Annotated in this window: 17 protein-coding genes; 6 read left to right on the top strand and 11 right to left on the bottom strand. The window is 64.1% G+C overall.

The annotated features are described in order from the left end of the window. Window positions 1–7: 7 nt before the first annotated feature. From glmS to glsA, 3 genes are read right to left on the bottom strand one after another with little or no spacing between them, the layout of a single operon-like run. Window positions 8–1,858, bottom strand: a complete 1,851-nt coding sequence (gene glmS / locus HCR84_RS04145; protein ID WP_166984131.1) for a glutamine--fructose-6-phosphate transaminase (isomerizing) — start codon at window positions 1,856–1,858, stop codon at window positions 8–10. A gap of 53 nt (window positions 1,859–1,911) precedes the next feature. Further along, on the bottom strand, window positions 1,912–3,540 hold the full coding sequence (locus HCR84_RS04140) for an MFS transporter (RefSeq protein ID WP_166984132.1): 1,629 nt from the start codon (window positions 3,538–3,540) through the stop codon (window positions 1,912–1,914). After that, the gene (glsA, locus tag HCR84_RS04135) at window positions 3,530–4,540 is read right to left on the bottom strand and encodes a glutaminase A (protein WP_166984133.1); all 1,011 of its coding nucleotides are present in this window, start codon (window positions 4,538–4,540) and stop codon (window positions 3,530–3,532) included. The genes HCR84_RS04140 and glsA overlap by 11 nt, the downstream gene beginning before the upstream one ends. Window positions 4,541–4,697: 157 nt before the next feature. On the opposite strand from glsA, the gene coaA reads away from it, so the two are divergent. The 3 genes from coaA to HCR84_RS04120 all read left to right on the top strand — a co-directional run bounded on the left by coaA (window position 4,698) and on the right by HCR84_RS04120 (window position 7,594). Then, on the top strand, window positions 4,698–5,654 hold the full coding sequence (gene coaA / locus HCR84_RS04130) for a type I pantothenate kinase (RefSeq protein WP_166984134.1): 957 nt from the start codon (window positions 4,698–4,700) through the stop codon (window positions 5,652–5,654). Window positions 5,655–5,701: 47 nt separating this feature from the next. After that, window positions 5,702–6,037 carry a TIGR02611 family protein gene (locus tag HCR84_RS04125; protein ID WP_166984135.1) on the top strand — a complete coding sequence of 112 codons (336 nt, stop codon included), beginning with the start codon at window positions 5,702–5,704 and terminating at the stop codon, window positions 6,035–6,037. A 72-nt stretch (window positions 6,038–6,109) separates the two neighbouring features. Continuing rightward, window positions 6,110–7,594 carry an alanine/glycine:cation symporter family protein gene (locus tag HCR84_RS04120; RefSeq protein WP_166984136.1) on the top strand — a complete coding sequence of 495 codons (1,485 nt, stop codon included), beginning with the start codon at window positions 6,110–6,112 and terminating at the stop codon, window positions 7,592–7,594. 91 nt (window positions 7,595–7,685) lie between these two features. Here HCR84_RS04120 and glmM read toward each other — a convergent pair whose 3' ends face one another. Genes glmM through rplM form a run of 3 tightly spaced genes read right to left on the bottom strand, consistent with a single transcriptional unit; the run spans window position 7,686 to window position 10,033 of the window. After that, complete coding sequence (glmM, locus tag HCR84_RS04115; protein ID WP_166984137.1) at window positions 7,686–9,050, bottom strand: phosphoglucosamine mutase; 1,365 nt, start codon at window positions 9,048–9,050, stop codon at window positions 7,686–7,688. Window positions 9,051–9,071: 21 nt separating this feature from the next. Then, window positions 9,072–9,557, bottom strand: a complete 486-nt coding sequence (gene rpsI / locus HCR84_RS04110; protein ID WP_166984138.1) for a 30S ribosomal protein S9 — start codon at window positions 9,555–9,557, stop codon at window positions 9,072–9,074. 29 nt (window positions 9,558–9,586) lie between these two features. Then, the gene (rplM, locus tag HCR84_RS04105; RefSeq protein ID WP_166984139.1) at window positions 9,587–10,033 is read right to left on the bottom strand and encodes a 50S ribosomal protein L13; all 447 of its coding nucleotides are present in this window, start codon (window positions 10,031–10,033) and stop codon (window positions 9,587–9,589) included. 227 nt (window positions 10,034–10,260) lie between these two features. On the opposite strand from rplM, the gene HCR84_RS04100 reads away from it, so the two are divergent. Together HCR84_RS04100 and HCR84_RS04095 are read left to right on the top strand one after the other, a co-directional pair. Continuing rightward, entirely contained in the window at window positions 10,261–10,971 is a 711-nt protein-coding gene (locus HCR84_RS04100; RefSeq protein ID WP_166984140.1) for a GH25 family lysozyme, read from the top strand. 157 nt (window positions 10,972–11,128) lie between these two features. Continuing rightward, complete coding sequence (locus HCR84_RS04095) at window positions 11,129–12,622, top strand: HNH endonuclease signature motif containing protein (RefSeq protein ID WP_166984141.1); 1,494 nt, start codon at window positions 11,129–11,131, stop codon at window positions 12,620–12,622. Between the two features lie 90 nt (window positions 12,623–12,712). On the opposite strand, the gene truA is transcribed toward HCR84_RS04095, so the two are convergent. The 3 genes from truA to HCR84_RS04080 form a co-directional block, all read right to left on the bottom strand. Next, complete coding sequence (gene truA / locus HCR84_RS04090) at window positions 12,713–13,594, bottom strand: tRNA pseudouridine(38-40) synthase TruA (RefSeq protein WP_166984142.1); 882 nt, start codon at window positions 13,592–13,594, stop codon at window positions 12,713–12,715. Between the two features lie 5 nt (window positions 13,595–13,599). Beyond that, window positions 13,600–16,152 carry a phosphoenolpyruvate synthase gene (locus tag HCR84_RS04085; RefSeq protein ID WP_166984143.1) on the bottom strand — a complete coding sequence of 851 codons (2,553 nt, stop codon included), beginning with the start codon at window positions 16,150–16,152 and terminating at the stop codon, window positions 13,600–13,602. Between the two features lie 136 nt (window positions 16,153–16,288). Next, complete coding sequence (locus HCR84_RS04080; RefSeq protein ID WP_208322113.1) at window positions 16,289–17,140, bottom strand: phosphotransferase family protein; 852 nt, start codon at window positions 17,138–17,140, stop codon at window positions 16,289–16,291. A gap of 74 nt (window positions 17,141–17,214) precedes the next feature. On the opposite strand from HCR84_RS04080, the gene HCR84_RS04075 reads away from it, so the two are divergent. Continuing rightward, window positions 17,215–19,083: an acyltransferase family protein gene (locus HCR84_RS04075; protein ID WP_166984144.1), complete on the top strand. Its 1,869-nt coding sequence runs from the start codon at window positions 17,215–17,217 to the stop codon at window positions 19,081–19,083. Between the two features lie 15 nt (window positions 19,084–19,098). On the opposite strand, the gene HCR84_RS04070 is transcribed toward HCR84_RS04075, so the two are convergent. Together HCR84_RS04070 and HCR84_RS04065 are read right to left on the bottom strand one after the other, a co-directional pair. Continuing rightward, the gene (locus tag HCR84_RS04070; protein WP_166984145.1) at window positions 19,099–20,139 is read right to left on the bottom strand and encodes a GNAT family N-acetyltransferase; all 1,041 of its coding nucleotides are present in this window, start codon (window positions 20,137–20,139) and stop codon (window positions 19,099–19,101) included. 22 nt (window positions 20,140–20,161) lie between these two features. Beyond that, window positions 20,162–22,195, bottom strand: coding sequence for an alpha/beta hydrolase family protein (locus HCR84_RS04065; RefSeq protein WP_166984146.1), 2,034 nt, complete (start codon window positions 22,193–22,195; stop codon window positions 20,162–20,164). Between the last annotated feature and the right edge of the window lie 14 nt (window positions 22,196–22,209).

The following is a 22,209-nucleotide window of genomic DNA, read 5'->3' as shown; positions in this document are numbered from 1 at the left end:
CGCATGGCTACTCGACGGTCACGCTCTTGGCGAGGTTGCGCGGCTGATCGACGTCGAGGCCCTTCGCCGACGCCAGCTCCATCGCGAAGATCTGCGTCGGAATGACGGTGAGCAGCGGCTCGAACAGCGGTGCAGCGAGCGGAACGCGCACGACAGTGTCTGCGTAGGGTAGAACGGCGACATCACCCTCTTCGGCGATCGCGATCACGCGGGCACCGCGCGCGCGGATCTCCTGAATGTTTGACACGACCTTCGAGTGCATCGTCTGCGAACCGCGCGGGCTCGGAACGACGACGAACACCGGCTGACCCGGCTCGATGAGCGCAATCGGTCCGTGCTTGAGCTCACCAGCGGCAAACCCTTCAGCGTGAATGTAGGCGAGCTCCTTGAGCTTGAGCGCGCCCTCGAGCGAAATCGGGTAGCCGACGTTGCGGCCGAGAAAGAGAACGGAGCGTGTGTCGCTCATCCAGTGGGCGAGCTGCGCCACCTCGTCGTGCTGGGCGAGCACCTCGGCGATCTTTGCCGGGATCGCCTGAAGCTCGGCGGTGTTCTCAGCGATCTGCTCGCTTGTCAGGCTGCCGCGCACGCCAGCGATGTGCAGTCCGAGCAGGTAGAGAGCGGTGATCTGCGCGACGAACGCCTTTGTCGAGGCGACGGCGACTTCCGGCCCGGCGTGCGTGTACACGACCGCGTCTGATTCGCGGGGAATCGTCGCTCCCTGGGTGTTGCAGATCGAGAGCGTCTTCGCACCGCGCTCTGCCGCGTACTTCACGGCCATGAGCGTGTCCATCGTCTCGCCCGACTGACTGATCGAGACGACGAGAGTGCTGGCATCGACGACGGGGTCGCTGTAGCGGAACTCGTGGCTGAGGGCGACCTCGACCGGAAGCCGCGTCCACGCCTCGATCGCGTACTTGCCGACCATGCCGGCGTACGACGCGGTTCCGCACGCGACGATCACGACACGAGAGACGTCGCGGAAGAGCTCGTCGAGCCCCTCCAGCTCGGGAACGTGAACGAGCCCGTCGTCGCCGATGCGGGCGCGGATCGTGTTGGCGACAGCATCCGGCTGCTCACTGATTTCTTTCGCCATGAAGCTCGACCAGCCGCCCTTTTCGGCGGCCGCGGCGTCCCACTGCACTTCGAACGGCGTCGACTGCACGGGGTTGCCGACGAAGTCGGTGACCTCGACGCTGTCGGGCGTGATGGCGACCATTTCACCCTCGCCGACGGCAAGCGCGAAGCGGGTGTACTCGACGAACGCGGCGACGTCGGATCCGAGAAAGTTCTCCCCCTGACCAAGCCCGATCACGAGCGGCGAGTTCTGGCGGGCGCCGACGACGAGTCCCGGCTCGTCTTCGTGAACGGCAAGCAGCGTGAAGGCGCCATCGAGCTGGCCGACGACGCGCTGGAATGCCTGGCGCAGGTCACCGGTCTCGGCATACTCGCGGCCGAGCAACAACGCTGCTGCTTCGGTGTCTGTCTCGCTCGAGAAGGTGAAGCCCTGGCCCTCGAGCTCGTCGCGAATCGCCGCGAAGTTCTCGATGATGCCGTTGTGGATGACGGCGAGTTTGCCATCGGCGCTCAGGTGCGGGTGTGCGTTGTCGTCTGTGGGCCCGCCGTGTGTCGCCCAACGGGTGTGGCCGATGCCTGTACTGCTCGACGGAATCGCGGTTTCAGCGACGTCATCGGCGAGCACTGCGAGCTTGCCTGCGCGCTTGCGCGTCGTCAGGTTCCCTTCAGCGCCGATGACGGCGACGCCGGCGGAGTCATATCCGCGGTACTCAAGCCTCTTGAGCCCGTTCATCAAGACGTCGATGCTGTCACGGTTGCCGACGTATCCCACGATTCCACACATGGTGACAAGTTTATGGGCAGAAAGCTGAATGCGCGGCGCGACGCGGTTCGGCGCTACCGAGATTTGGCTCCATCCGGAGAGGGAATCTCGCCTGGCCGGTACGTGGGCAGTCGCGTGGCCGGGACGATCGCGATCGAACTGATTCCGCCCAGAATCAGCAGCCCGAGCTTCAGAGCGCGCAGCCGGGCATCGGCGTTGATCTCGACGGCGCGGTCCACCTCCTCTGCTGTGGCGTCAGTCGCGTCGAGCACCTCACGCAGCTGGTCGTTGCTGACGAAGTTGACGTCGTCAAGATCCACCTGATCCACGAGGTTGCGCGGCAGCTCAACGTTATTCGTCACGGCCTGCCCGATATTGATACCGAGAATCGTCACAAGCATGGCTCCCGCAAGCGCTGTGCCCACAGCGGACGCAAGGTTCTGAGTCGTACCGCGCACAGATCCCACATCACCCGCGGCCTCCTTGGGAGAGGCAGTGACCAGCACGTTGAACACGAGAGTCACCAACGCCCCCTGCCCAATTCCGAAGACGACCAGACCAGCGATCGTGGGAATGGTTTCCCAATTGTTCGTCACGACGACCGCGAGCCAGACGAGAGCGATCGTGGTCAGCGAGAACGAGAAGACGCCGATGGCGCGCGGGCTGTATTTCTTGTAGAACCGCACTACGAGGGTGGCGACAATAAACACGGTGAGGTTGAACGGCAGCATCGCCAGAGACGTGTCGAGTGGAGTGCGGCCCTGAACGATCTGGATGTACAGGGGAACCGTGAAGTTCAATGCTGCTTCGAGGGCGACGACAATGAACATCGCGTAGACGGCCGCGCGCTCTTTTCCTGAGCCGAGAACGGCGAGGCTCACGAGCGGTGCCTTGCCGATCCGTGAACGGCGCCGTGTCCAGAGAAAGAAGCACTGCCCCAAAATGAGCCCAAGCACGACCATCACTATGGCCGGGGAGAGCCCGAGCACCGCAACCGGTGCGGTCGGTCGGGCGGTGAGCACGCCCCACGCGTTCAGATTGTTGAATCCCACGGTCAGCAGAATGACGGCGGCACCGATGAACACGGCCCCGACTGCATCGATCTGCACGGCCTTATTGCCCCGATCGCTGCGCAACCGGAAGCTGAAGAGAAACACAGCGACGGCGAGCGCGAGAACGATGATGAAGACCGGGCGCCATCCGACGAACGTTCCGAGGGCACCACCGATCATGAACGCGCTCACACCGGAGATCGCCCGAGCCGACCCGAGTGAACCGATCGCCGTTGCTTGCTGCGTCCCTGTGTAGTTCTCGGCGATGAGCGCCACGAGAGCAGGAACGATGATCGCGGCGGATGCTCCGGCGAGCGCCTGCCCTGTGATCGCCCAGCCGACGCTCGGAGACACGAGCATCATGACTGACGAACAGGCGAAGATCACAACGACGATGCGAAAAATGAGCACCCACCCGATGCGCTGCCCCAGCTTCGCTCCGACCATGACGAGGGCCGCGACAGCGACCCCATAGGTCACGATCGTTGAGCTGACGACTGTCGGCGGCACTCCGAAGTCTTCGACCATGCCTCCGAGCGAGACAGGCAGCACGGCGACGTTGAACGACATGAGCACCTGAGCGAGAAACAGGCCGACGAGCGGCGCCCAGGACGCCTTCACGTCGGTTGCGTACTTCTGGTCAGACGTCATGCCGATCTCCCTCGCTGTCGGATGCAAAGATGTTCAAGCCGAGCGACCGTGAGAGAAAGGCCGTCGCCTTCTGCCCGCGCACGCTGTTTCCCGCCGAGTCGAGCCGGGGGGAGAATGTTCCGAGTGCGCCTTTCCCCGGCGCGACGGTCACGATGCCGCCCGAGACGCCAGATTTTCCCGGAAGGCCGATCTCGAACATCCACTCCCCCGAGCGCTCATAGAGACCGCTCGTCGCCAGCACCGCGAGCGTGTCGCGGCACACGATGGGCGAGATGACGCGCTGCTTCGTCACGGGGTTCACTCCGCCGTCGGCAAGCGTTGCTCCCATGATCGCCAGATCGCGCGCGCTCACGCGCAGAGAGCATTGCCGCGTGTAAATGTCGACGATCCCAGACGAGTCTCCGGCAATGCGGCCATAGCTCTTCAGCAGCTTGGCAATCGCCTCGTTGCGCGTGTTTGTCTCTGCTTCGGATCGGTACACCTCACCGTCCATGGAGAGCTGTCGACCGGCGAACGCCGAGAGCCCCGTGCGGATGTTCTCCCACTTCTCGGCAAGCGTGGCACCCGGCATGAGCGCCGTTGTCGCGATGGCGCCCGCGTTCACCATGGGGTTCATCGGGTGCCCGTCGTTCAGCTCGACGGCGATCACCGAGTTGAAGGCGAGACCCGTGTTATTCACACCGACGAGTCGTCCGACCTCGGTGTGCCCGAATTCCTGACAGACAAGGGCGTAGACGAACGCCTTCGAGATCGATTGGATGGTGAATTCGACCTCTGCATCCCCCGCCACGTGGGTGCTCCCCTCGACATCGGCGATGCAGACGCCAAATTGGGAAGGGTCGGCAGCGGCGAGCTCGGGAATGTAGTCGGCAACCAGCCCCTGTTCATCGGTGACGTTACGCTCGTACGCTTCGAGGACGCGTTCGTCGATGCGTTCCCAGCTCGGCAGGTCACCCGTCGAGACGCGCTGATCGACTCCGTGTGTATTCGTGTCAAGCACGACCGATCCCCTCTGACAACCGTCACGGTCCGTCGAAACTGGCGTCGATTCGGACACTAGCATCGTTGCGCCGAGCTGAATAGGTGTGACTCGCAACAAACGGTCGTCGCCGGCCGCACGACGAATCGTCGACTCAACCTGCGTAAAATGTGGTCTCATGTCGCCCAGTCGCACAGCCACCGGTTCCACTCCCGTGCACACAACGCCCTTCGTCGAGATCGACCGTGCACGCTGGGCGAGTCTCGCACCGAACAAGCAGAACCCTCTGACGGATGCTGAGATCGTTCAGCTTCGCGGGCTCGGGGACCGCATGGACATCGCCGAAGTCGCCGAAGTGTATCTGCCGCTCAGTCGTTTGCTCAGCCTGTACGTAGCGAACGCGAAGAAGCTCCACGATTCAACGCAGTCGTTTCTCGGGGAATCCTCGGCCCGCACGCCGTTTGTCATCGGCGTTGCCGGTTCCGTTGCCGCGGGCAAGTCAACGGTCTCCCGTCTGCTGCGCGAGCTCATGTCCCGCTGGCCCGACACCCCGCGTGTCGAGCTGATTACGACGGACGGCTTTCTCTACCCCAACGAGGAGCTCGAACGCCGCGGCATCATGCACCGCAAGGGCTTTCCCGAAGCATACGACCGTCGTGCGCTGCTACGGTTCATCACCGAAGTGAAGTCCGGCGCCGACGAGGTGCGCGCACCGTTCTATTCACACATGCAGTACAACATCGTCCCCGACGCGAGCATCGTGGTGCGGCGCCCAGACGTTCTCATCGTCGAGGGCCTCAATGTGCTGCAGCCGGCGCTTGCCGGGCACCTGACGATTGCCGATCTCTTCGACTTCAGCATCTACGTCGACGCGCGCACAGAGGACATCGCGCACTGGTTCGAAGAGCGCTTCATGGCGCTTCAGCGCGGAGCCTTCAGCAACCCCAACTCGTATTTCAACGTCTTCGCCGAGCTGAGCGAGCAAGAAGCGCGGGACAAGGCACGCTACTTCTGGACGGAAGTCAACGAACCCAACCTCCGAGAGAACATTCGCCCCACGCGCGCCCGCGCCAAGCTCGTTCTGCGCAAAGAGCGTGACCACACGGTGAGCAAGGTTCTGCTGCGCAAGATCTGACCTGCGTGTACGGCGCATTCCCAGCATCCGCGCCTATTCTGGCGGGCATGACGTTCGAGACAGCGATCTCCCGCGACATCGTCAGCGCAGAGAGTCCCGACCGCCCGATTCGGCGGATGCTGCGCCGCATTCGCGTATGGCTGGAACAGCATCCTCGTCTTCGTCATGCCTACCGCGTCGCTGTCGGCACCCTCGGCACAGTCATCGCCCTACTCGGGCTCGTTCTCGTGCCGCTTCCCGGCCCTGGCTGGCTCATCGTCTTTCTCGGCCTCGCCATTCTCGGCACCGAATTCCGGTGGGCCAGGCGCCTCTCCGGGTGGCTGAAGCGGATGCTGTCGCGGTTCTGGGCGTGGCAGAAGTCACGTCGCGCGGCACGCGCATAAAACTCTTCCGGCGAGCTCTCATTGCCCCATAGGATGGTGCCCATCGTGCAGTGACGCACAGACGGGAGAACCATGGACTTGACCTGGCTTGAGGACGCATTGGGCAACATCAGCTCAGTCGTCTGGGGACCGTACGTCCTCATTCCTCTGCTCATCGGAACCGGCATCTATCTGACCTTTCGGCTCGGTGGACTGCAGTTCATCAAGCTCGGCGCAGCGTTGCGCCTCGGCATCCTGAAACGCAAAGATGCCGGAAGCGAAGGTGACATTTCGCAGTTCCAGGCGCTGACGACGGCGCTTGCCGCAACGGTCGGCACGGGCAACATCGTCGGCGTGGCAACGGCCATCGCGATCGGCGGACCCGGTGCGCTCTTCTGGATGTGGATCACCGGTCTCGTCGGCATGGCCACCAAGTACACCGAAGCTTTTCTTGGCGTGAGGTTCAGAGGGACGGATGCCGCAGGCGAGAAGTCCGGCGGCCCCCAGTACTACCTGGAGCGCGGAATCAAGGGCCCGTTCGGCAAAGTTCTCGGACTCATGTTCGCGATCTTTGCGACGATCGCCTGCTTCGGCATCGGCAACATGACGCAGGGCAATTCGATCGCCTCCAACGTGCAGGCAAGCTTCAACGTGCCAACCTGGGTGACCGGCGTCACCCTCACGGTCTTGGCGCTGCTCGTGCTCGTCGGCGGAATCAAGGTGATCGGCCGCGTCACTGCCGGCTTCGTCCCGGTGATGATCATTTTCTACGTTGCCGCCGCACTCTACATTCTGATCGCGAACATCGGCGCGCTGCCCTCCGCACTCGCCGAGATCTTCAGCCAGGCGTTCACAGGCACGAGCGCCGTTGGTGGGTTTGCCGGGTCCGCGATCATCATCGTCATTCAGTTCGGTGTCGCCCGTGGTCTGTTCTCGAACGAGTCGGGCCTCGGCTCGGCGCCCATGGCCGCCGCCGCCGCTCAGACGAGCCACCCGGTGCGTCAAGGGCTGGTATCGATGACGCAGACCTTCATCGACACCATCATCGTCGTGACGATGACCGGTCTCGTGATCGTCACGACGGGCGCGTGGAAGGCTGTCGACCCGGAAACGGGCGAGCAGATCTCCGCGGCGCTCATGACGGGCGAGGCCTTCACGAACGGGCTCCCCGGCGAATGGGGTCACTGGGTCGTGACGATCGCCCTCGTGATGTTCGCCTTCTCGACGATCCTCGGCTGGTCGTACTACGGTGAGCGCAATATCGAGCGGCTCTTCGGCAGACGCGCCGTCATGCCGTTCCGAATCCTCTTCTCGCTCATCGTGTACATCGGCTGCACCGTCCAGCTCGGCGTCGTCTGGGCGTTCTCCGACGTCATGAACGGGCTCATGGCGCTGCCCAACCTGGTTGGGCTCCTCGTGCTCTCGGGCCTCGTCGCCCGCGAGACGAAGCATTATCTCAAGCACGACCCGAAGCTCGAAGCGTCGAAGGAGGAGATCGAGGAGTTCATGGCCGGGCGCGAGGGTTGGGACGATTGGAAGGCCGGCGACGTCGTCGGTTCCAGCCGCCGAGGTCTCTGATGTGAACTCGCTCTGAGCTGAAGCTGCTCAGGCGACGAGCGAGTGGGCTTGCATCCGGTTGGATGCAAGCCCACTCGCGTTGCGGCTGCGGTCAGACGATGCTGAGGTGCGTTCGCACAACACCGGCCAGCTGGTCGGCAATTCGACCGGCCGTGTCGTGGTCGGCGGCTTCCACCATCACGCGCACAAGCTGCTCGGTTCCGCTGGGGCGCAGAAGCACTCGCCCGGTCTCGCCGAGCAGACCTTCGGCCTCCGCAACGGCGAGCATCACATTCTCGTCTGAGTGGGCACGTGTCTTGTCAACATCTTTCACGTTGATCATCACCTGCGGGTACACGGTCATCACCGATGAGAGCTCCGCGAGCGACTTGCCTGTGCGTGCCATCTCGCTCACAAGGTGAAGACCGGTGAGGATGCCGTCGCCCGTCGTCGCGAATTCGCTCATGATCACGTGGCCGGACTGCTCACCGCCGAGGGCGTAGCCCTTGTCGTTCATCGCCTCGAGGACGTAGCGGTCGCCCACCTTCGTCTGAAGCATGGAGATGCCGTTCTCCTCCATCGCGCGGCGCAGACCGAGGTTGCTCATCACCGTGGCGACAAGTGTGTCGTGGGCGAGCTTGCCCCGCTCCTTCATCGACACGGCGAGGATCGCCATAATGACGTCGCCGTCGATGATCGTGCCGTTCGCGTCGACAGCAAGGCAGCGATCGGCGTCGCCGTCGTGGGCGATTCCCACGTCGGCGCCGAGCTCGACGACGGTGCGAGCCAGGCTGTCGATGTGCGTCGACCCGACGCCATCGTTGATGTTGATGCCGTCCGGGTCGTTTCCGACCACGGACACCCGGGCACCGGCATCCGAGAATACCTGCGGTGAGACACCTGCCGCTGCGCCGTTCGCGCAGTCGATCACGACATGCACGCCGTCAAGCGAATGGGGAAGACTGCCGAGCAGGTGAATAACGTAACGGTCTTCAGCGTCGGCAAACCGTTGAATGCGACCGACGTCGGCACCGGTCGGCATGAGCTGCTCGGTCTCGAGGTGTTCTTCGATGCGCTCCTCGACAATGTCGGGCAGCTTCGTTCCGCCGTGCGCGAAGATCTTGATGCCGTTATCTGGCGCAGGATTATGGGATGCCGAAATCATCACACCGAAATCGGCATCGATGTCTTGCACGAGGAAAGCAGCGGCGGGCGTTGTAATCACGCCGGCGTCGAGCACGTCGACGCCGCTTGATGCCAGACCAGCCGAGACGGCTGCGGCGAGAAACTCGCCGGAGACGCGCGGATCGCGGGCGACGACGGCAACAGGACGCTTGCCCTCTTCACGCCTGACCTCAGCACTTCGGCCTTGCCCAAGCACCACTGCGGTAGCTTGGGCAAGGCCGAGAGCGAGGTCGGCTGTAAGAACACCGTTCGCGAGTCCGCGAACGCCGTCAGTTCCAAACAGACGAGCCATGGAGAGTCGAACCCTCCGTGGTTAGCGCTTCGAGAACTGAGGAGCCTTGCGGGCCTTCTTGAGTCCGGCCTTCTTGCGCTCCTTGACGCGTGCGTCACGCGAGAGGAATCCGGACTTCTTCAGGGTTGCGCGGTTGTTCTCAACGTCGATCTGGTTGAGCGCACGAGCGATGCCGAGACGCAGTGCGCCGGCCTGGCCCGAGGGGCCACCACCCGAGATGCGGGCGATCACGTCGTAGCTGCCCGAGAGCTCGAGCACCGTGAACGGGTCGTTGATGAGCTGCTGGTGGAGCTTGTTTGGGAAGTAGTCGGCAAGTTCACGGCCGTTTACCGTGATGCTGCCGGTACCGGGAACGAGGCGCACACGAGCGATTGCCTGCTTGCGACGTCCTACTGCTGCGCCGGGAACGGTGAGCGCGGGACGCGGGGCTGCAGCAGTCTCTGGTGCCTGCTCGCTCTCGGTACTGTAGTTCTCTGGGGTTTCGATGGAGTCTTCGATCTTCGCCACTGTCATAAATCCTTAGCTTTGCGGGGCGCTTACTGCGCGACCTGGTCGAATGAGTACGGCTTCGGCTGCTGAGCGGCGTGCGGGTGCTCGCTGCCTGCGTACACCTTGAGCTTGCCCAGCTGGTCGCGGCCGAGGGAGTTCTTCGGGAGCATCCCGCGAATCGCCTTCTCGACGGCGCGAACGGGGTTCTTCTCAAGGAGCTCGCCGTAGCTCATGGATGAAAGGCCGCCCGGGTAACCCGAGTGACGGTAGGCGCGCTTCTTCTGCGCCTTGTCGCCGCTGAGTGAAACCTTTGCGGCGTTGACGATGATGACGTAGTCACCGGTGTCGAGGTGGTTGACGAAGGTCGGCTTGTGCTTGCCGCGAAGAAGAACGGCTGCGTGGCTTGCCAGGCGGCCGAGAACGACGTCTTCAGCGTCGATGACGATCCAGTCGCGCTGGATCTCACTGGCCTTGGGGGAATAAGTGCGCGTCACAGTTGTGCTGCTTTCGTAATCGTTAGTTGGACGTTCGTGAATCCCGCTCCGTTGGGTGTTCACTTGACGTGAACTCCGCAGGTGGAGGGCTCAACTACGGGTGCGAGCCAGAAAACGGGCACAGCACCAACGAGCTATATTACGTGACCCGCGACACGCGGTCAATTCGAATCAGAGTGTGCGCACGCAGTCGCAACGGCTCCACGACCGTCCTCTATTGTGACAGCATGCCCTCGAGACGCGATCACCCGTCACGGCGAGGTCTTCTCGGTGGAGTTGCGATCGCTGGCACTCTGATTCTCTTAGCGAGCGCCTGGTGGTGGTTGTGGGTGCCGCACCACCGTCCGTCACTGGCGGCAGACGAGGTGCATGCCGTTGACGTATCGAGTTACCAGGGCGACATTGACTGGGATGCTGTCGCAGACGACGGCATTGGCGCGGCGATGATCAAGGCGACCGAAGGCAAGGGCTTCGTCGATTCTCAGTTCGCGCAGAATTGGCAGGAATCCGCCGACGCAGGAATCCGACGCGGCGCCTACCATTTTTTCACTCTGTGCGCCTCTGGTGCCGATCAGGCAGAGAACTTTCTTGCGGCTGCACCGCCAGACGAATCCGCGCTTGCTCCTGCCATCGATCTCGAACTCATCGGACCCTGCGCGGACCGCCCGCCACAGAGCGAGGTCGATTCCGAACTTGAGACATTCAGGCAGACTGTCGAGGCGGCGTGGGGACGCCCTCTGCTCGTCTATGCCCGCGCCTCATTCACCTCGGAATACTCGATCGGCGCGCTGGCGGACAACCCCTCGTGGGTGACGCATTTCTTTCTGCGTCCGACCAACGACGAGTGGACGATGTGGCAGGTGCACTATGTCGCGCGCATCGATGGAATCGAGGGCGATGTCGATCTCGACGTGCTGCGTCTGACGCCGCGCTCATGATCACGAGCCCCGAACGACCATGCACTCGCACGTCAGCGTCGAGATCGTAGACCGCTTCTTCGTCCACAGGCAACGAGTTTTGCAAGTTATCCACAATGGTCGTGTGACCGGGTATTTAGGTCGAAGCAATGTCAGTGGCTCCTGAAATACTACGGACATGCAGAAACCCATCGAGCACAGCATCGAAGCTGTAGCGGGCATCGCGTCCGCGGCGGCTACGCGGGTGCTCGAAACTCTGCCCCGATCGGCTGCCGCCGCGAGCGACGATGCGCTGCTCGAGGCCGCCGCCGCGCTCGGTGAGCTGGGGCGCGCCCAGCAGACCGCACTCGCCGTCGTCGCTTCAGAGATTGCGACAAGGTCGGTGAAGCTTGATGGTGCGCAGACGATCGCGTCACGCAACGGGCAGCGTGACGCAATCGGACTTCTGCAATCGACCGCCCGCATCTCACACAGTGCGGCCCGCCGCGCTCGTGCTTACGGCGACGCCATCACCATCGACTCGAGCATCTCCGGGGCGCCGCTGCCACCCCGCTGGAGCCATATTGCCGAAGCCGCGTTCGCCGGAACCGTCGACGCTGAGGCCGTTGCTCCTCTCATCCGGAGTCTCGAAGAAGTGCGCCTTTCGGCCGATCCGCAGATGCTTGATGCTGCCGAAGACGGCATGATGCGCATCGCCTCCCGGTCCACCCCGGAGTACGCCAAGCAGCAGATGCGGGTCTGGAAAGAGGCGCTTGATCCTGACGGAGCGAGGCCGCGAGAGGAAGCACAGCGCCAGGCGCGGTTCTTCCACATTGGCAAAGTTGATGCGCATGGGATGACTCCAATCAAGGGGCGCCTCACGCCAGACGCAGCGGCACGGCTGAACGCTGCGATCTCCACGCACACGAACCCGCGAGCCCGCGTCGCCTTCAGGCCCGTCGATGAAAGTGAAGACGCAACTGCCCCTCACGACAGCAACGACAACGTTGCCCCCAGCGTCGGCACCCACGATCTCGACCCGCGAACGCACGGTCAGAAGCTGCACGACATCATCGACGGATTGATCAGCTCTGGACACCGCGCCTCCGTTTCCGACGCCGGCAGCCGCCGGGCGCAGACCGAGGTGATTGTGACCACCACCCTCGAGGATCTCCGGAGCGGAGATGGGGTGGGCTGGGCCAACGGTGCCCAAGAGCCACTCGGCCCGATCACGACCGAACGCATCATCTGCGACGAGGGCTACCGGCGGATGATTCTTGGCGACAATGGCGAAGCTCTCTGGCTTGGCCACAAACAGCGTGCCTTTTCTCCGCAGCAGAAGCTCGCGATCGCCGCCCGCGATGAAACCTGTGGCTGGCCGGAATGCGACATGCCTGCCGATTGGTGTGACGTGCATCACGTGACGTACTGGAGCCAAGACGGGCCCACAGACGTCGACAATGGGCTTCTTCTCTGCAGTGCCCACCATCACATGCTGCACGCCCAAAACTGGATCATCAGCATGCAGAACGGCATCCCATTCCTCACCCCGCCGGCATTCATGCGCCACGCGGGCGAGCCGATCCGGCTCGGCCAGAACCGACCGCGCCAGGTCGGCCGCACACGCCGCACCAGAAGGCGCCGCCGGGGCAACTCGCGGGCCGGTGGCTCCGACCCGCCAGATAGCAGTTGATGCGCGGCCTGCAGAGCCGCAGATACCGCGCCGCGGCACGGAAAGTCACGCCGATCGTACGATCGGGCTGCACGAACGCTCGTGATCAGCTCAGTTCAGCGTGCGTTTGGCCCGCGTAAGTTCGGCGCGCGCGGCGAGCAGGTCGTCTTCCGGGTAGCCGACCTGCACGAGAACGAGCCCGTGTGCCGGCATCACAGCAAACGCACTCGTGCGCGCGCCAGCATCCCTGAGCCGCACAAGGTCAGCGGCAGCGAGCCGACCTTCTCCCACAGAGACGCAGGCCCCCGTCAGCGAGCGAACCATACTGTGACAGAAGGCATCAGCCTTCACCTCGGCGACGACATAGCCGGCACCATCCCGGCTCCAGCGAAAATCCTGCAGCGTGCGAATCGTCGTGGCGCCCTCGCGCGGCTTGCAGTACGCGCCGAAATCGTGCAGCCCGACAAGCTCGCGGGCGGCAGCATCCATTGCCTCGACGTCAAGCGCGCCCGGGTGCCAGACGACGGTGTTGCGCTCGAGCGGGTTCCGTCCGGTGACATCGTCTGCGATTCGATACGCGTATCGCCGCCACGATGCCGAGAAACGCGCGTCGAAGCCATCGGGAGCCTCGCTGGCACTCGTGACCACAACGTCGGAGCGTCGACCGAGCACACCGTTCATGCGGCGCGCGAATACCTCGCCGGGGCTCTGAATCACAGTATCCCGACGATTCTGCCTCGTCAGTGCCTCGGCGTGCCGCGCATGCAGGTCCACATGCGCTACCTGTCCGGTCGCGTGAACTCCTGCATCCGTGCGCCCGGCGACGGTTAGTCCGGGTTCATCGCCCCGGCGACCAAAAAGTCGGGCGATGGCGTCCTCCAGCACTCCCTGCACGGTGCGCAGGCCAGGTTGCCGCGCCCACCCAGAGAAGTCGGTGCCGTCGTACGCGATATCGAGCCGGAATCGTGTGGCGGGCGGATGCTGATCGGTCACGGCGCTCAGTCTATCGACGCGGTGTCCTCGAGCAGCTCGACGAACCCATCGGTGCCGTGCACCCGAATTCGCTGCCTATCACGGATGAGCCTCGTGGCATTTTCCACAGCGACGACAGCCGGCAGCCCGTATTCACGAGCGATCACCGCGCCGTGTGTCATCACGCCGCCCACCTCCGTGACTAACCCGGCTATCCCGAGAAACACGGGCGTCCAGCTCGGGTCCGTGAACGCTGTGACAAGGATGTCATCCGGCTCAAGATCAGCGTCGCCAATATCGCTGACGACGCGAGCTCGCCCCTCGACAGTCCCTGCCGAGACCGCGAGACCGGGAAGCGCGCCGGCTGGCACGTCATCGCGATGATAGGCACCGCTGATCGTCTCGCCCTCAGAGGTGATGAGCCGCGGCGGCGTCAGGTTCTCGTCGCGAGCGAACTCGTCTCGTCGTGCCTGTATGAGAGCGTGGTCAACCTGCCGTGTGCGCACCGCCTGCTGCAGTTCGTCAAAGCGCAGAAAGAAGATGTCGTCTGCCTGGTGCAGCAGACCAGAGCGCACCTGGCGTTCGGCCTCGCCAAGAAGCGCTTCGCGATATTCGGAGTATCTGTTGATCATGACGTACTTCGGGTACTCGCGATACCCGGTGTACGCCCGAAGTCGCCTGATCGCATCCTCCGTCTCGGCCGCCTTGCGTTCGCCATCGGGAAGCTCCCGCAGCCGCGCCAGCACGTCGTCGCGCTTCGCCATTGCCTGCTGCCGACCGCGCTCGAATCGCCGCGCACTTTCGCCCGGCTTGAGACTCGCAATGTTGGCCACAATCGCGGGAACGAGAAGCTCCGGGCGTTCATCCCACCGTTCACGCGTCACGTCGATCTCGCCGACGCAGCGCATGCCGTAGTCGTTGAGAAACACGCTCAGTGCAGTAGCAGCATCCGGTCCCCCGGCACGAGCTCTCAGGTCATCGAGCAGTTGCCCGTCAGGCACGGATCCCGCGGCCACATTCTTCAGGTGCGCGACGACATCCGCGTGCGGGCGCATGGCATCGGCGACGTCCAGAAGCGCGAGGCCCATCTCAGCAGTCACATTATGCGGCACAGACTGCGCAAGCACATCGGCGGCGTTCGTCTCTCCCAGCCACTCGCTCAGCGTCTCGTTGAGTGTGCGCGACGCTTCGATTCCCGCCATGAGCACCTGCATGCTCTGCGGATCGCTCACCAGACGACGAAGCTCGTCGACGTCTGCCAGGATCGCGTCGAACAGGGCTGGCCCTGATTCTTGCCGGATGCTGCGTCGAAACGCCGCGATCGACTGCTCTGCCGTGGCGATCTGTTGTTCGACGGCCCCGGGTTGCGGCTCAGCCGTCGCCTCCCCGACGCCTGGAGGCATGGGTCCCGGGTCGGAACCAGGTTTCAGCGGCACGATGTCGCGATTGATCACGGTCTGCAGCGCGTCGGCGATCAGCGGCTCCGATGCCCCGAGCCCACGGGTGAGACCCGTGCGTCCCTCGGGAGTGGTGAGCATCGCCGTAATGTCGACGAACAGCCGACTGCCGGCCTCCGCCATCGTGCGCAGCGCCGTCAGCTGCCAGACCGAGAGCCCGAGCGGCTTCATCGCATCGGTCATCATCTGCTGATGACCAACCGACGCATACACGTGGATGCCGTCGTCAGGAGCTGGCGGAATCGGGTAGAGAGTTGTAATGGGACGGCTCTGAACGATGAAGAACGTGCCATCTGCACAGCACCATTCGATGTCTTGCGGCTCGCCCATGTGCTTCTCGATGCGGCGCCCCAGGTCGACAAGCCGAACGACCTGGTCGTCTGCCAGCACGGGCCGCGCCGCTGTTATGGATGCCGAGACGATCTCGTCGTCACGCACGGCGTAGAAATCTCCCCGCACCTGACCAGAGATGAAGCTGTCCCCGAGACCGCGGACGGCCTCCACCGTGGCGATCGTGCGATTCGACGTCACTGGGTCGGCGGTGAACAGAACTCCTGCAGCATCCGCTGGCACCATGCGCTGCACGATGACGGCCATGTCGACGGTGCCGTGGTCGATCGTGTTCGCCACCCGGTATGAGACGGCGCGTTCCGTGAAAAGGGAGGCCCAGCAGCGCCTGATGTCATCGAGAATGCGCTCGAACCCGATCACGTTCAGGTACGAGTCCTGCTGGCCGGCAAAGGATGCTGACGGCAGATCCTCCGCCGTCGCACTGGATCGCACGGCATACGCTCCGACCTCGCCCAGCGCCCCGTGCGCAGCGGCGAGAGACGTCACGAGGTCGCTCGGAAGTTCGATGCTCTCGATCGCGTGCCGCAGCGACGCGCTGACCTCGGCTAGCGCGTCGCGGTCGTCGGCGGCCACGCGAGACAGTACGGCGAGTGACGCGCCAACGTCCGGGGACGCCGCGATGACGCGCTGGTATGCCTCGGTCGTCACGCAGAATCCATCGGGCACGTGTACGTCGCCGATTCTCATAAGTTCGCCGAGGTGCGCGCCCTTGCCGCCGACAGTTTCGACCATTGTGCGTTCGACATCCGTCAGCTTCAGTATCTCGGCCATCGTGCTCCCCCTCGCGATCCGCCACAACACAGATCATCGATTATGAACCAAAAATCCGCGCCTCATGAGGCGTGCCGATCTGCGATAAAATGAAGGCAACGAAGCGCTCTCTGCGTAGCGCCGTACGGTCAGATTGTCAGAATCGCGCGATCGCCTCATCGACGAGCCGGAGACCGTGCTTCTCGAAATCCGCATCGCCGACCTGGAACGCCCAGCAGGCGGTTCCGATCGCCTCACGCAGCAGATCCATCGGCCAGACGAGCTCGTCGCGCGGGTCTCGACCGAAGCCCGCCACAAAAGCGTCCTCCAATGCCGGATTCTCACGCCACTGTTTCTCCGCGATGCGACACAGATCCGTCGCGGGCGGGCGGAACGCGAAGCGCCCGAAATCGATGACGCGGAGCCAGCCGTTGTCGATCAGCCAATTGCGCGGCTGCCAGTCACCATGCGTGGGCACAACCGTGATCGGCATCGGACGATACGACGAGAGGATGCTGCGAGCCTCCGCCTCGACATCGGGAGCGATGCGGTGCTCACCATCAAGCCAGCGCACGGCGCGATCGGTGACACGAATCTCGTAATCGTCATCAACACGCGACTCCTGCCCGTGCAGCTCGCGGAGCACCGCCCCCGCCTGCGCATAGACATCAGGGTCAAGCTCGGAGTCCGTCCCGTCGATCAGGTTCCCGTGCTGATACGCGAGAATGAGTGTGTTCGCCGCGCGGTCAGCAGCGATGAGCATCCCCGTACGGTTGCTGTCGACCAGCGGGGCCGTGTAAGACTCATTCGCAGTGATTTCCCGCCCAATATGATGATTGCCCGGACCAGCCGTCTTAACGATCACATCGCGATCGCCGTCACGGACCCAGAGGACGGCCGTATCAACGAGTCCCCACGACAGATCATCGACAAACTCGGGCTCGCCCAGGTGCTGCTCGACAAAGCGAGACGAGACGTTGTCGAGAAGTCCGCGATGCCAGGTGCTCATCGCATCAGGCTAGAGCATCGGGGCGGCTGCTCTCATGCACCATTCACTCTGACGCGTTATCCTCGATCGGTTCCATGGTGACAACAGCTTCTACCCTCCCGCAGCCCGCCACCCGCATTCGCTATGCGGGCCTGGACGGGCTGCGCGCGCTTGCCGTGGCGGGGGTGCTCGTCTACCACCTGTTTCCCGGGGCGCTTCCCGGCGGCTTCATCGGGGTTGACGTGTTCTTCGTCATCTCGGGTTTTCTCATCACGAGCCTGCTCATGCGGGAGCGCCACACGCAGGGCCGCATCAATCTTCGCGACTTCTGGACACGGCGCGCCCGCCGCATCCTCCCCGCTCTGATCCTCGTTGTCACTGCCTCGACGACCGCCGCGCTCGTCATCGGCGGCGATGTGCTGGTGCGCATCGGTCGACAAATTCTCGGCGCCTCGACGTTCAGCTACAACTGGGTGGAGATTGCGACCGGGGGTTCATACTTTGACGCGCTCTCCCCCGAGATGTTCCGCACACTGTGGTCCCTCGCGGTCGAGGAGCAGTTCTACATCGTCTGGCCCCTGCTTCTGTTGGCGCTGCTGCTTCTACCATCACGGTGGCTGCGCGCGGGCGTTCTTGTGGCGGCATCCATCGCCTCTGCGCTCTGGATGGCCCGCCTTTTCGCCCCGGGAGCAGATGCGACGCGCGTCTACTACGGCACAGACACTCACGCATTCGGCCTGCTGATCGGTGCCGCACTCGCCGTACTGCTCGAGGGACGTCTCGGGGCTGGACTGCCCAAGCGCAACGGCCCGGTGATCCGCACGCTTTTCGACGTCGTCGGCGCGATCGCGCTGATCGGGGTGATGGTGCTGGCGTTCGCGCTCGGGGACGGCGATGACGCCACCTATCGCGGAGGTCTCGCGCTCGCGTCGCTGCTGACGGTGATCGTGATTACCGCGGCGATCAGGCCCGGCTCTGTGCTCGGCTCTCGGCTTGATGCCGGTGCCCTGCGCTGGCTGGGGCGCCGCTCGTACGGCGTGTATCTCTGGCACTGGCCCATTTTCACTCTGACGCTCGCGATGAGCGGCTCGACAGCGACGCAGGCACCACCCGTCACCGCATCGCTCATCGCCATCGTCATCACTCTTGCGGCCTCCGAACTGTCATTCCGCTTTGTCGAGACGCCCATGCGCACCCGCGGCTTTCGCAACTGCGCACGCACGCTCGGCCGAGCTTTTCGCACAAGCGTGCCCCGGGCAGCAATCTCAATCGGAATCATCGCCGTCGCCCTCGTGCTCGTCGGTTCGACGGGCACCGCCATGGCCGTTGCCCCGCAATCGTCTTCTGTGGAGCAGCTGATCGCCAACGCGCAGAAGTCGTCGCAGACGAAAGCGAAGGATCCGAAACCAACGAAGCCGGCGCAGTCGGCAGTCACGGGCGAGAACATCACAGCGGTCGGAGACTCCGTGATGTTAGCCGCGGCACCAGCGCTCGAAGATTCACTGCCCGGTATCGACATTGATGCGTCGGTTTCGCGATCGATGTATACGGCGCCCGGCATTCTGGAAGATCTGGAGCAGCAGGGACGGCTGCGCAGCACCGTGATCATCGGCCTTGGCACGAACGGCCCTGTCAACGAATCGACTCTCGACGAGATCGTTGACGTCATCGGGGCGGACCGGCACCTGATACTCGTCAACGCCTACGCGCCGCGCGACTGGATTGCCGGCGTCAACACCGAGCTCGACTCATTCGCCGCGGCCCGCCGCACGTCGGTGATCGCCGACTGGCGCGACGCCATCGACCCCCGTGCAGACGAACTGCTCGCGGCAGACCACATCCACCCCGGCTACGAGGGCGGAACCGTCTATGCCGAGGCGATCATGCGCTCTCTGCAGGTGCTCGCCGATCTGCCGCCCGCCGTGACGGAGCAGTACGGCTATAACCTGCCGGTCGTGCGCTGAGCGGCATCCGCCTGGCTACACCTCGAGCACGTACGAATACCCACGGTCGCCTGCGACGAAGCCCATGCGCTCGTAGAGCGTGTTGGCCCCCGTCGGGCTCTCGGAATCGACGTCGAGGGTTGCGCGCTCGATGCCCGCGTCGCGCAGGCTCTGCAGCGCGGCAGTGATGATCGCCGGGGCGAGCTTCTCACCGCGATGGTCGCGCACGACGCCGATGTACTCGATGTATGCCTTTGAATACCCCGCGGCCTCCCAATCGCGCTTGTTCACCGAGACGAGGGCAAACGCGACGACACGGGGCTCACCGGCATCCGTCTTCTCGATCGCGACTCGGCTGAGGTCTTTGCGAAACTCCGGAGACGACGTCAGGTGCTCCCAGCGCTCCTGCGTCGTGGGCTGACTGCCCCAGTGATCGCGAAATGCGTCATTGCGAGCGAGACGCGACGACTCGACGAGCTCGTCGTCGAGCGGCACAATGCGCACGTCGGCAAGCGGCTCGACGATCTCGACGGGGTCGGACAGCCTCCGCTCCATCTCGGTGAAGTAGCGTGTGAGTGTGAAACCCGCGCGCTCGCTGAGGTGCTGGCCCGCGATGTTGCCGTGCTCCTGATCGACCATGATCCAGCCGGGAAGAGCGTGCGGCGACCGCGCCAGCAGCTGCAGCGCCCTGTCGCGCTGCCAGGCAAGCAGCTCGCGCCCGATGCCTCGTCCGCGCCATGCCGGGTGCACTGTGCCCTCGAGATACACCTGAACCCGCGTCGACTTCGCCTGTGCCTCGGCGACAACCCCCGCGGCGATCAGCACGCCCGCGGCGCTCTCGCCGACGAGCGTGTCAGTGGCCATGATCAGCTCAGACGACTTCAGCGCATTCTCCACCTGGGCGCGCGTCGTTGTCGATGCCGGGTGATCGAGGTGATCCGCGGCATCCATCAGCACCATCATCGCGTCGAGGTCGTCGAGCGTCGCCGGCCTCCAGCGGGCGATATCAGGATGCTGCGGGAGCGCGAGCTCCGGCGCTGCGACGCGATCACGGAGGGCAGTGCGTGTGACGGTCATGCGTCTAGTTTAACGGTTCGCGTCAGCCCAACGTCGCCTGACGTTCGCTCTGCTCCGAGCGCACGTGCGTGTCGAGAAATGCCAGAAACGTCTCGTACCAGACCTGCGCGTTGCCCCGGCCGAGAATCCAGTGCCCCTCGTCGGGGAAATACAGGTAACGGTGCTGGGTCTGCCCGTTGGAGTCGAGCGGCGTCGCCGACTTCGTCAGCAGGTCGTACCAGAGTTTCTGCCCCTGGGCGATCGGCACACGGTAGTCCTTGTCTCCATGGATCACGAGCATGGGCACGCGAATGTCGGCAACGTGGGCGTGCGGCGAGTACAGCTCGTGCTGCGCGCGCATCGGCTCGTCCCACCCCGAGTTGTCCGTCGTCGAGCCCATCGCCTCCGTGTCCCACAGCGACGCATGCGTCACGATGCACCGAAAGCGCTCCCCCGTCTGCCCCGCCACCCAGTTCGCCATGTAGCCGCCGTAGCTCCCGCCGGCGAGCGCCGTGCGGCTGGCATTGATGTCGTCGCGTGCAATCGCAGCGTCCGTGAGCGCCATGATGTCTGAAAACGGTGCACCGCCCAGCTGGTGCTGCCCACGGTCGATCATGTGCTGGCCGTACCCCGTCGAGATCGCCGGGTCAGGCAAGAGCACTGCATAGCCGGCGGCGACGAAGGGGTTCGGGTTCCACCGATACGTCCACGCGTTCCACGAGCCCCACGGGCCGCCGTGCGCGAAGACGACAAGAGGATGCGGCCCGTCACCGCTCGGCAGGCGCAGCCAGGCGCGCACCGTTGCGCCGTCTTCAGCGGTCGCCGTCACCTCGCGGAGTGTGCCTGGTGCCTCGAGCACGGTTGCCGGGTTCGGCAGAGCCGTGACGACTCCGGATGCCGGGTCGATGGCGACCGGATGCGGTGCCACGTCAATGCCCGATGCGGAGGCAACGAGCCTGCTCCCCTGCACGGCGAGGCTGCTGAACACGAGGTTCTGCTCTAGTCCGCCGGCAAGCCGCTTTGGCTTGGCGTCGTCAAGGCTGCCGATCCACACGGAACCTCGCCCGGCATCATCGCTCGCCGCGGCGATCGTCGCGTCGTCGAGCCACACCGGGTCTGCCCAGAAGTCGAACTCGGGCCATAGCTCCGTCACTGTCTTTGTCTCAAGATTGAGCACCTGCAGGCGAGCGCCCATGCTCTGCGTTGAACGCCAGTTTGTCATCCGTCCGATCACGGCGCGCGTGCCGTCGGGCGAGATGATCCCACCCTCGACGCTTTCGAGATCGGCGGGATCTGCATCGATCAGCAGAGTCGGCTCACCGCCCCGCAGGTCAACGCGCCACAGCTTTTCAGACTCGAGAATATTCGGAACGCTTGTCTGCATCACGACGAGAGCAAACGCGCCATCGTCGGAGAGGTCCCAATCGAGCAGGCGCCCCTCGGGCATCTCCGCATAGTCGAACGTGAGAACCTGCCGCGCCGACTCGCCTTCCGTCTCTGAGGTGGGGGCCGGACGCACGGTTGCTTCGTCAAGGTCGCCGGGTAGCTGAGCCTTCGCGAGCACCGAGCGCGCGGGTCCGAGGTCACTGTCCCAGTAGCGAGTAGGAAAACCGGAGTGCAGCGTTGCCGAGACTTTTGCATCGATGCGCTTCTTCGTCAGTTCTGCGTGCTCTTTCTCCGATGTCGCCTGCGAGTGCACGTCAAGCTGGGCGACGACGACGCCGCCCGCCGTGCGCAGCGGGCCGAAGCCCCCGGGTCGGGACGCAAGTTGGCGTGCTTCGCCGCGCGGCGGCAGGCTCCACAGCGAGCCATCCTTCGCCTCGGAACCGTCCTCGCCAATGCGCTTCGAGACAAAGAGAACGTGCCCGTCGTCGGTGATCGCGGGCGAGGATGCTGACGTTTCACCACGTGTCAGCGGCATCGCTCCGGTGTCGCCAAGTTCAACGAGACTCGACACGTAGGAATTGCCCTCGGCGCCCAGAGCTGTGGCCGATGCAATGAGCCGGCCAGCGCGGGTGGCGGTGAGCCCGTTCATTCGTGTGGCGTCCAGAAGTTCGGCAATCGATGAAGCGCTCATCGTCCGAGTCTAAG

This window comes from Paramicrobacterium fandaimingii (assembly GCF_011751745.2).
Taxonomy (GTDB): Bacteria; Actinomycetota; Actinomycetes; order Actinomycetales; family Microbacteriaceae; genus Paramicrobacterium; species Paramicrobacterium fandaimingii.
This window is presented reverse-complemented; position numbering and strand designations above follow the sequence as displayed.

What these genes read in the sequence shown, in the direction of transcription:
- coaA (WP_166984134.1), top strand. Translation starts at nt 4,698, where the DNA reads ATGTCGCCCAGTCGCACAGCCACCGGTTCCACTCCCGTGCACACAACG.
- HCR84_RS04140 (WP_166984132.1), bottom strand. Translation starts at nt 3,540, where the DNA reads ATGACGTCTGACCAGAAGTACGCAACCGACGTGAAGGCGTCCTGGGCG.
- HCR84_RS04100 (WP_166984140.1), top strand. Translation starts at nt 10,261, where the DNA reads ATGCCCTCGAGACGCGATCACCCGTCACGGCGAGGTCTTCTCGGTGGA.
- HCR84_RS04125 (WP_166984135.1), top strand. Translation starts at nt 5,702, where the DNA reads ATGACGTTCGAGACAGCGATCTCCCGCGACATCGTCAGCGCAGAGAGT.
- HCR84_RS04120 (WP_166984136.1), top strand. Translation starts at nt 6,110, where the DNA reads ATGGACTTGACCTGGCTTGAGGACGCATTGGGCAACATCAGCTCAGTC.
- glmM (WP_166984137.1), bottom strand. Translation starts at nt 9,050, where the DNA reads ATGGCTCGTCTGTTTGGAACTGACGGCGTTCGCGGACTCGCGAACGGT.
- glmS (WP_166984131.1), bottom strand. Translation starts at nt 1,858, where the DNA reads ATGTGTGGAATCGTGGGATACGTCGGCAACCGTGACAGCATCGACGTC.
- HCR84_RS04065 (WP_166984146.1), bottom strand. Translation starts at nt 22,195, where the DNA reads ATGAGCGCTTCATCGATTGCCGAACTTCTGGACGCCACACGAATGAAC.
- HCR84_RS04095 (WP_166984141.1), top strand. Translation starts at nt 11,129, where the DNA reads ATGCAGAAACCCATCGAGCACAGCATCGAAGCTGTAGCGGGCATCGCG.
- HCR84_RS04085 (WP_166984143.1), bottom strand. Translation starts at nt 16,152, where the DNA reads ATGGCCGAGATACTGAAGCTGACGGATGTCGAACGCACAATGGTCGAA.
- HCR84_RS04075 (WP_166984144.1), top strand. Translation starts at nt 17,215, where the DNA reads ATGGTGACAACAGCTTCTACCCTCCCGCAGCCCGCCACCCGCATTCGC.
- HCR84_RS04080 (WP_208322113.1), bottom strand. Translation starts at nt 17,140, where the DNA reads ATGAGCACCTGGCATCGCGGACTTCTCGACAACGTCTCGTCTCGCTTT.
- HCR84_RS04070 (WP_166984145.1), bottom strand. Translation starts at nt 20,139, where the DNA reads ATGACCGTCACACGCACTGCCCTCCGTGATCGCGTCGCAGCGCCGGAG.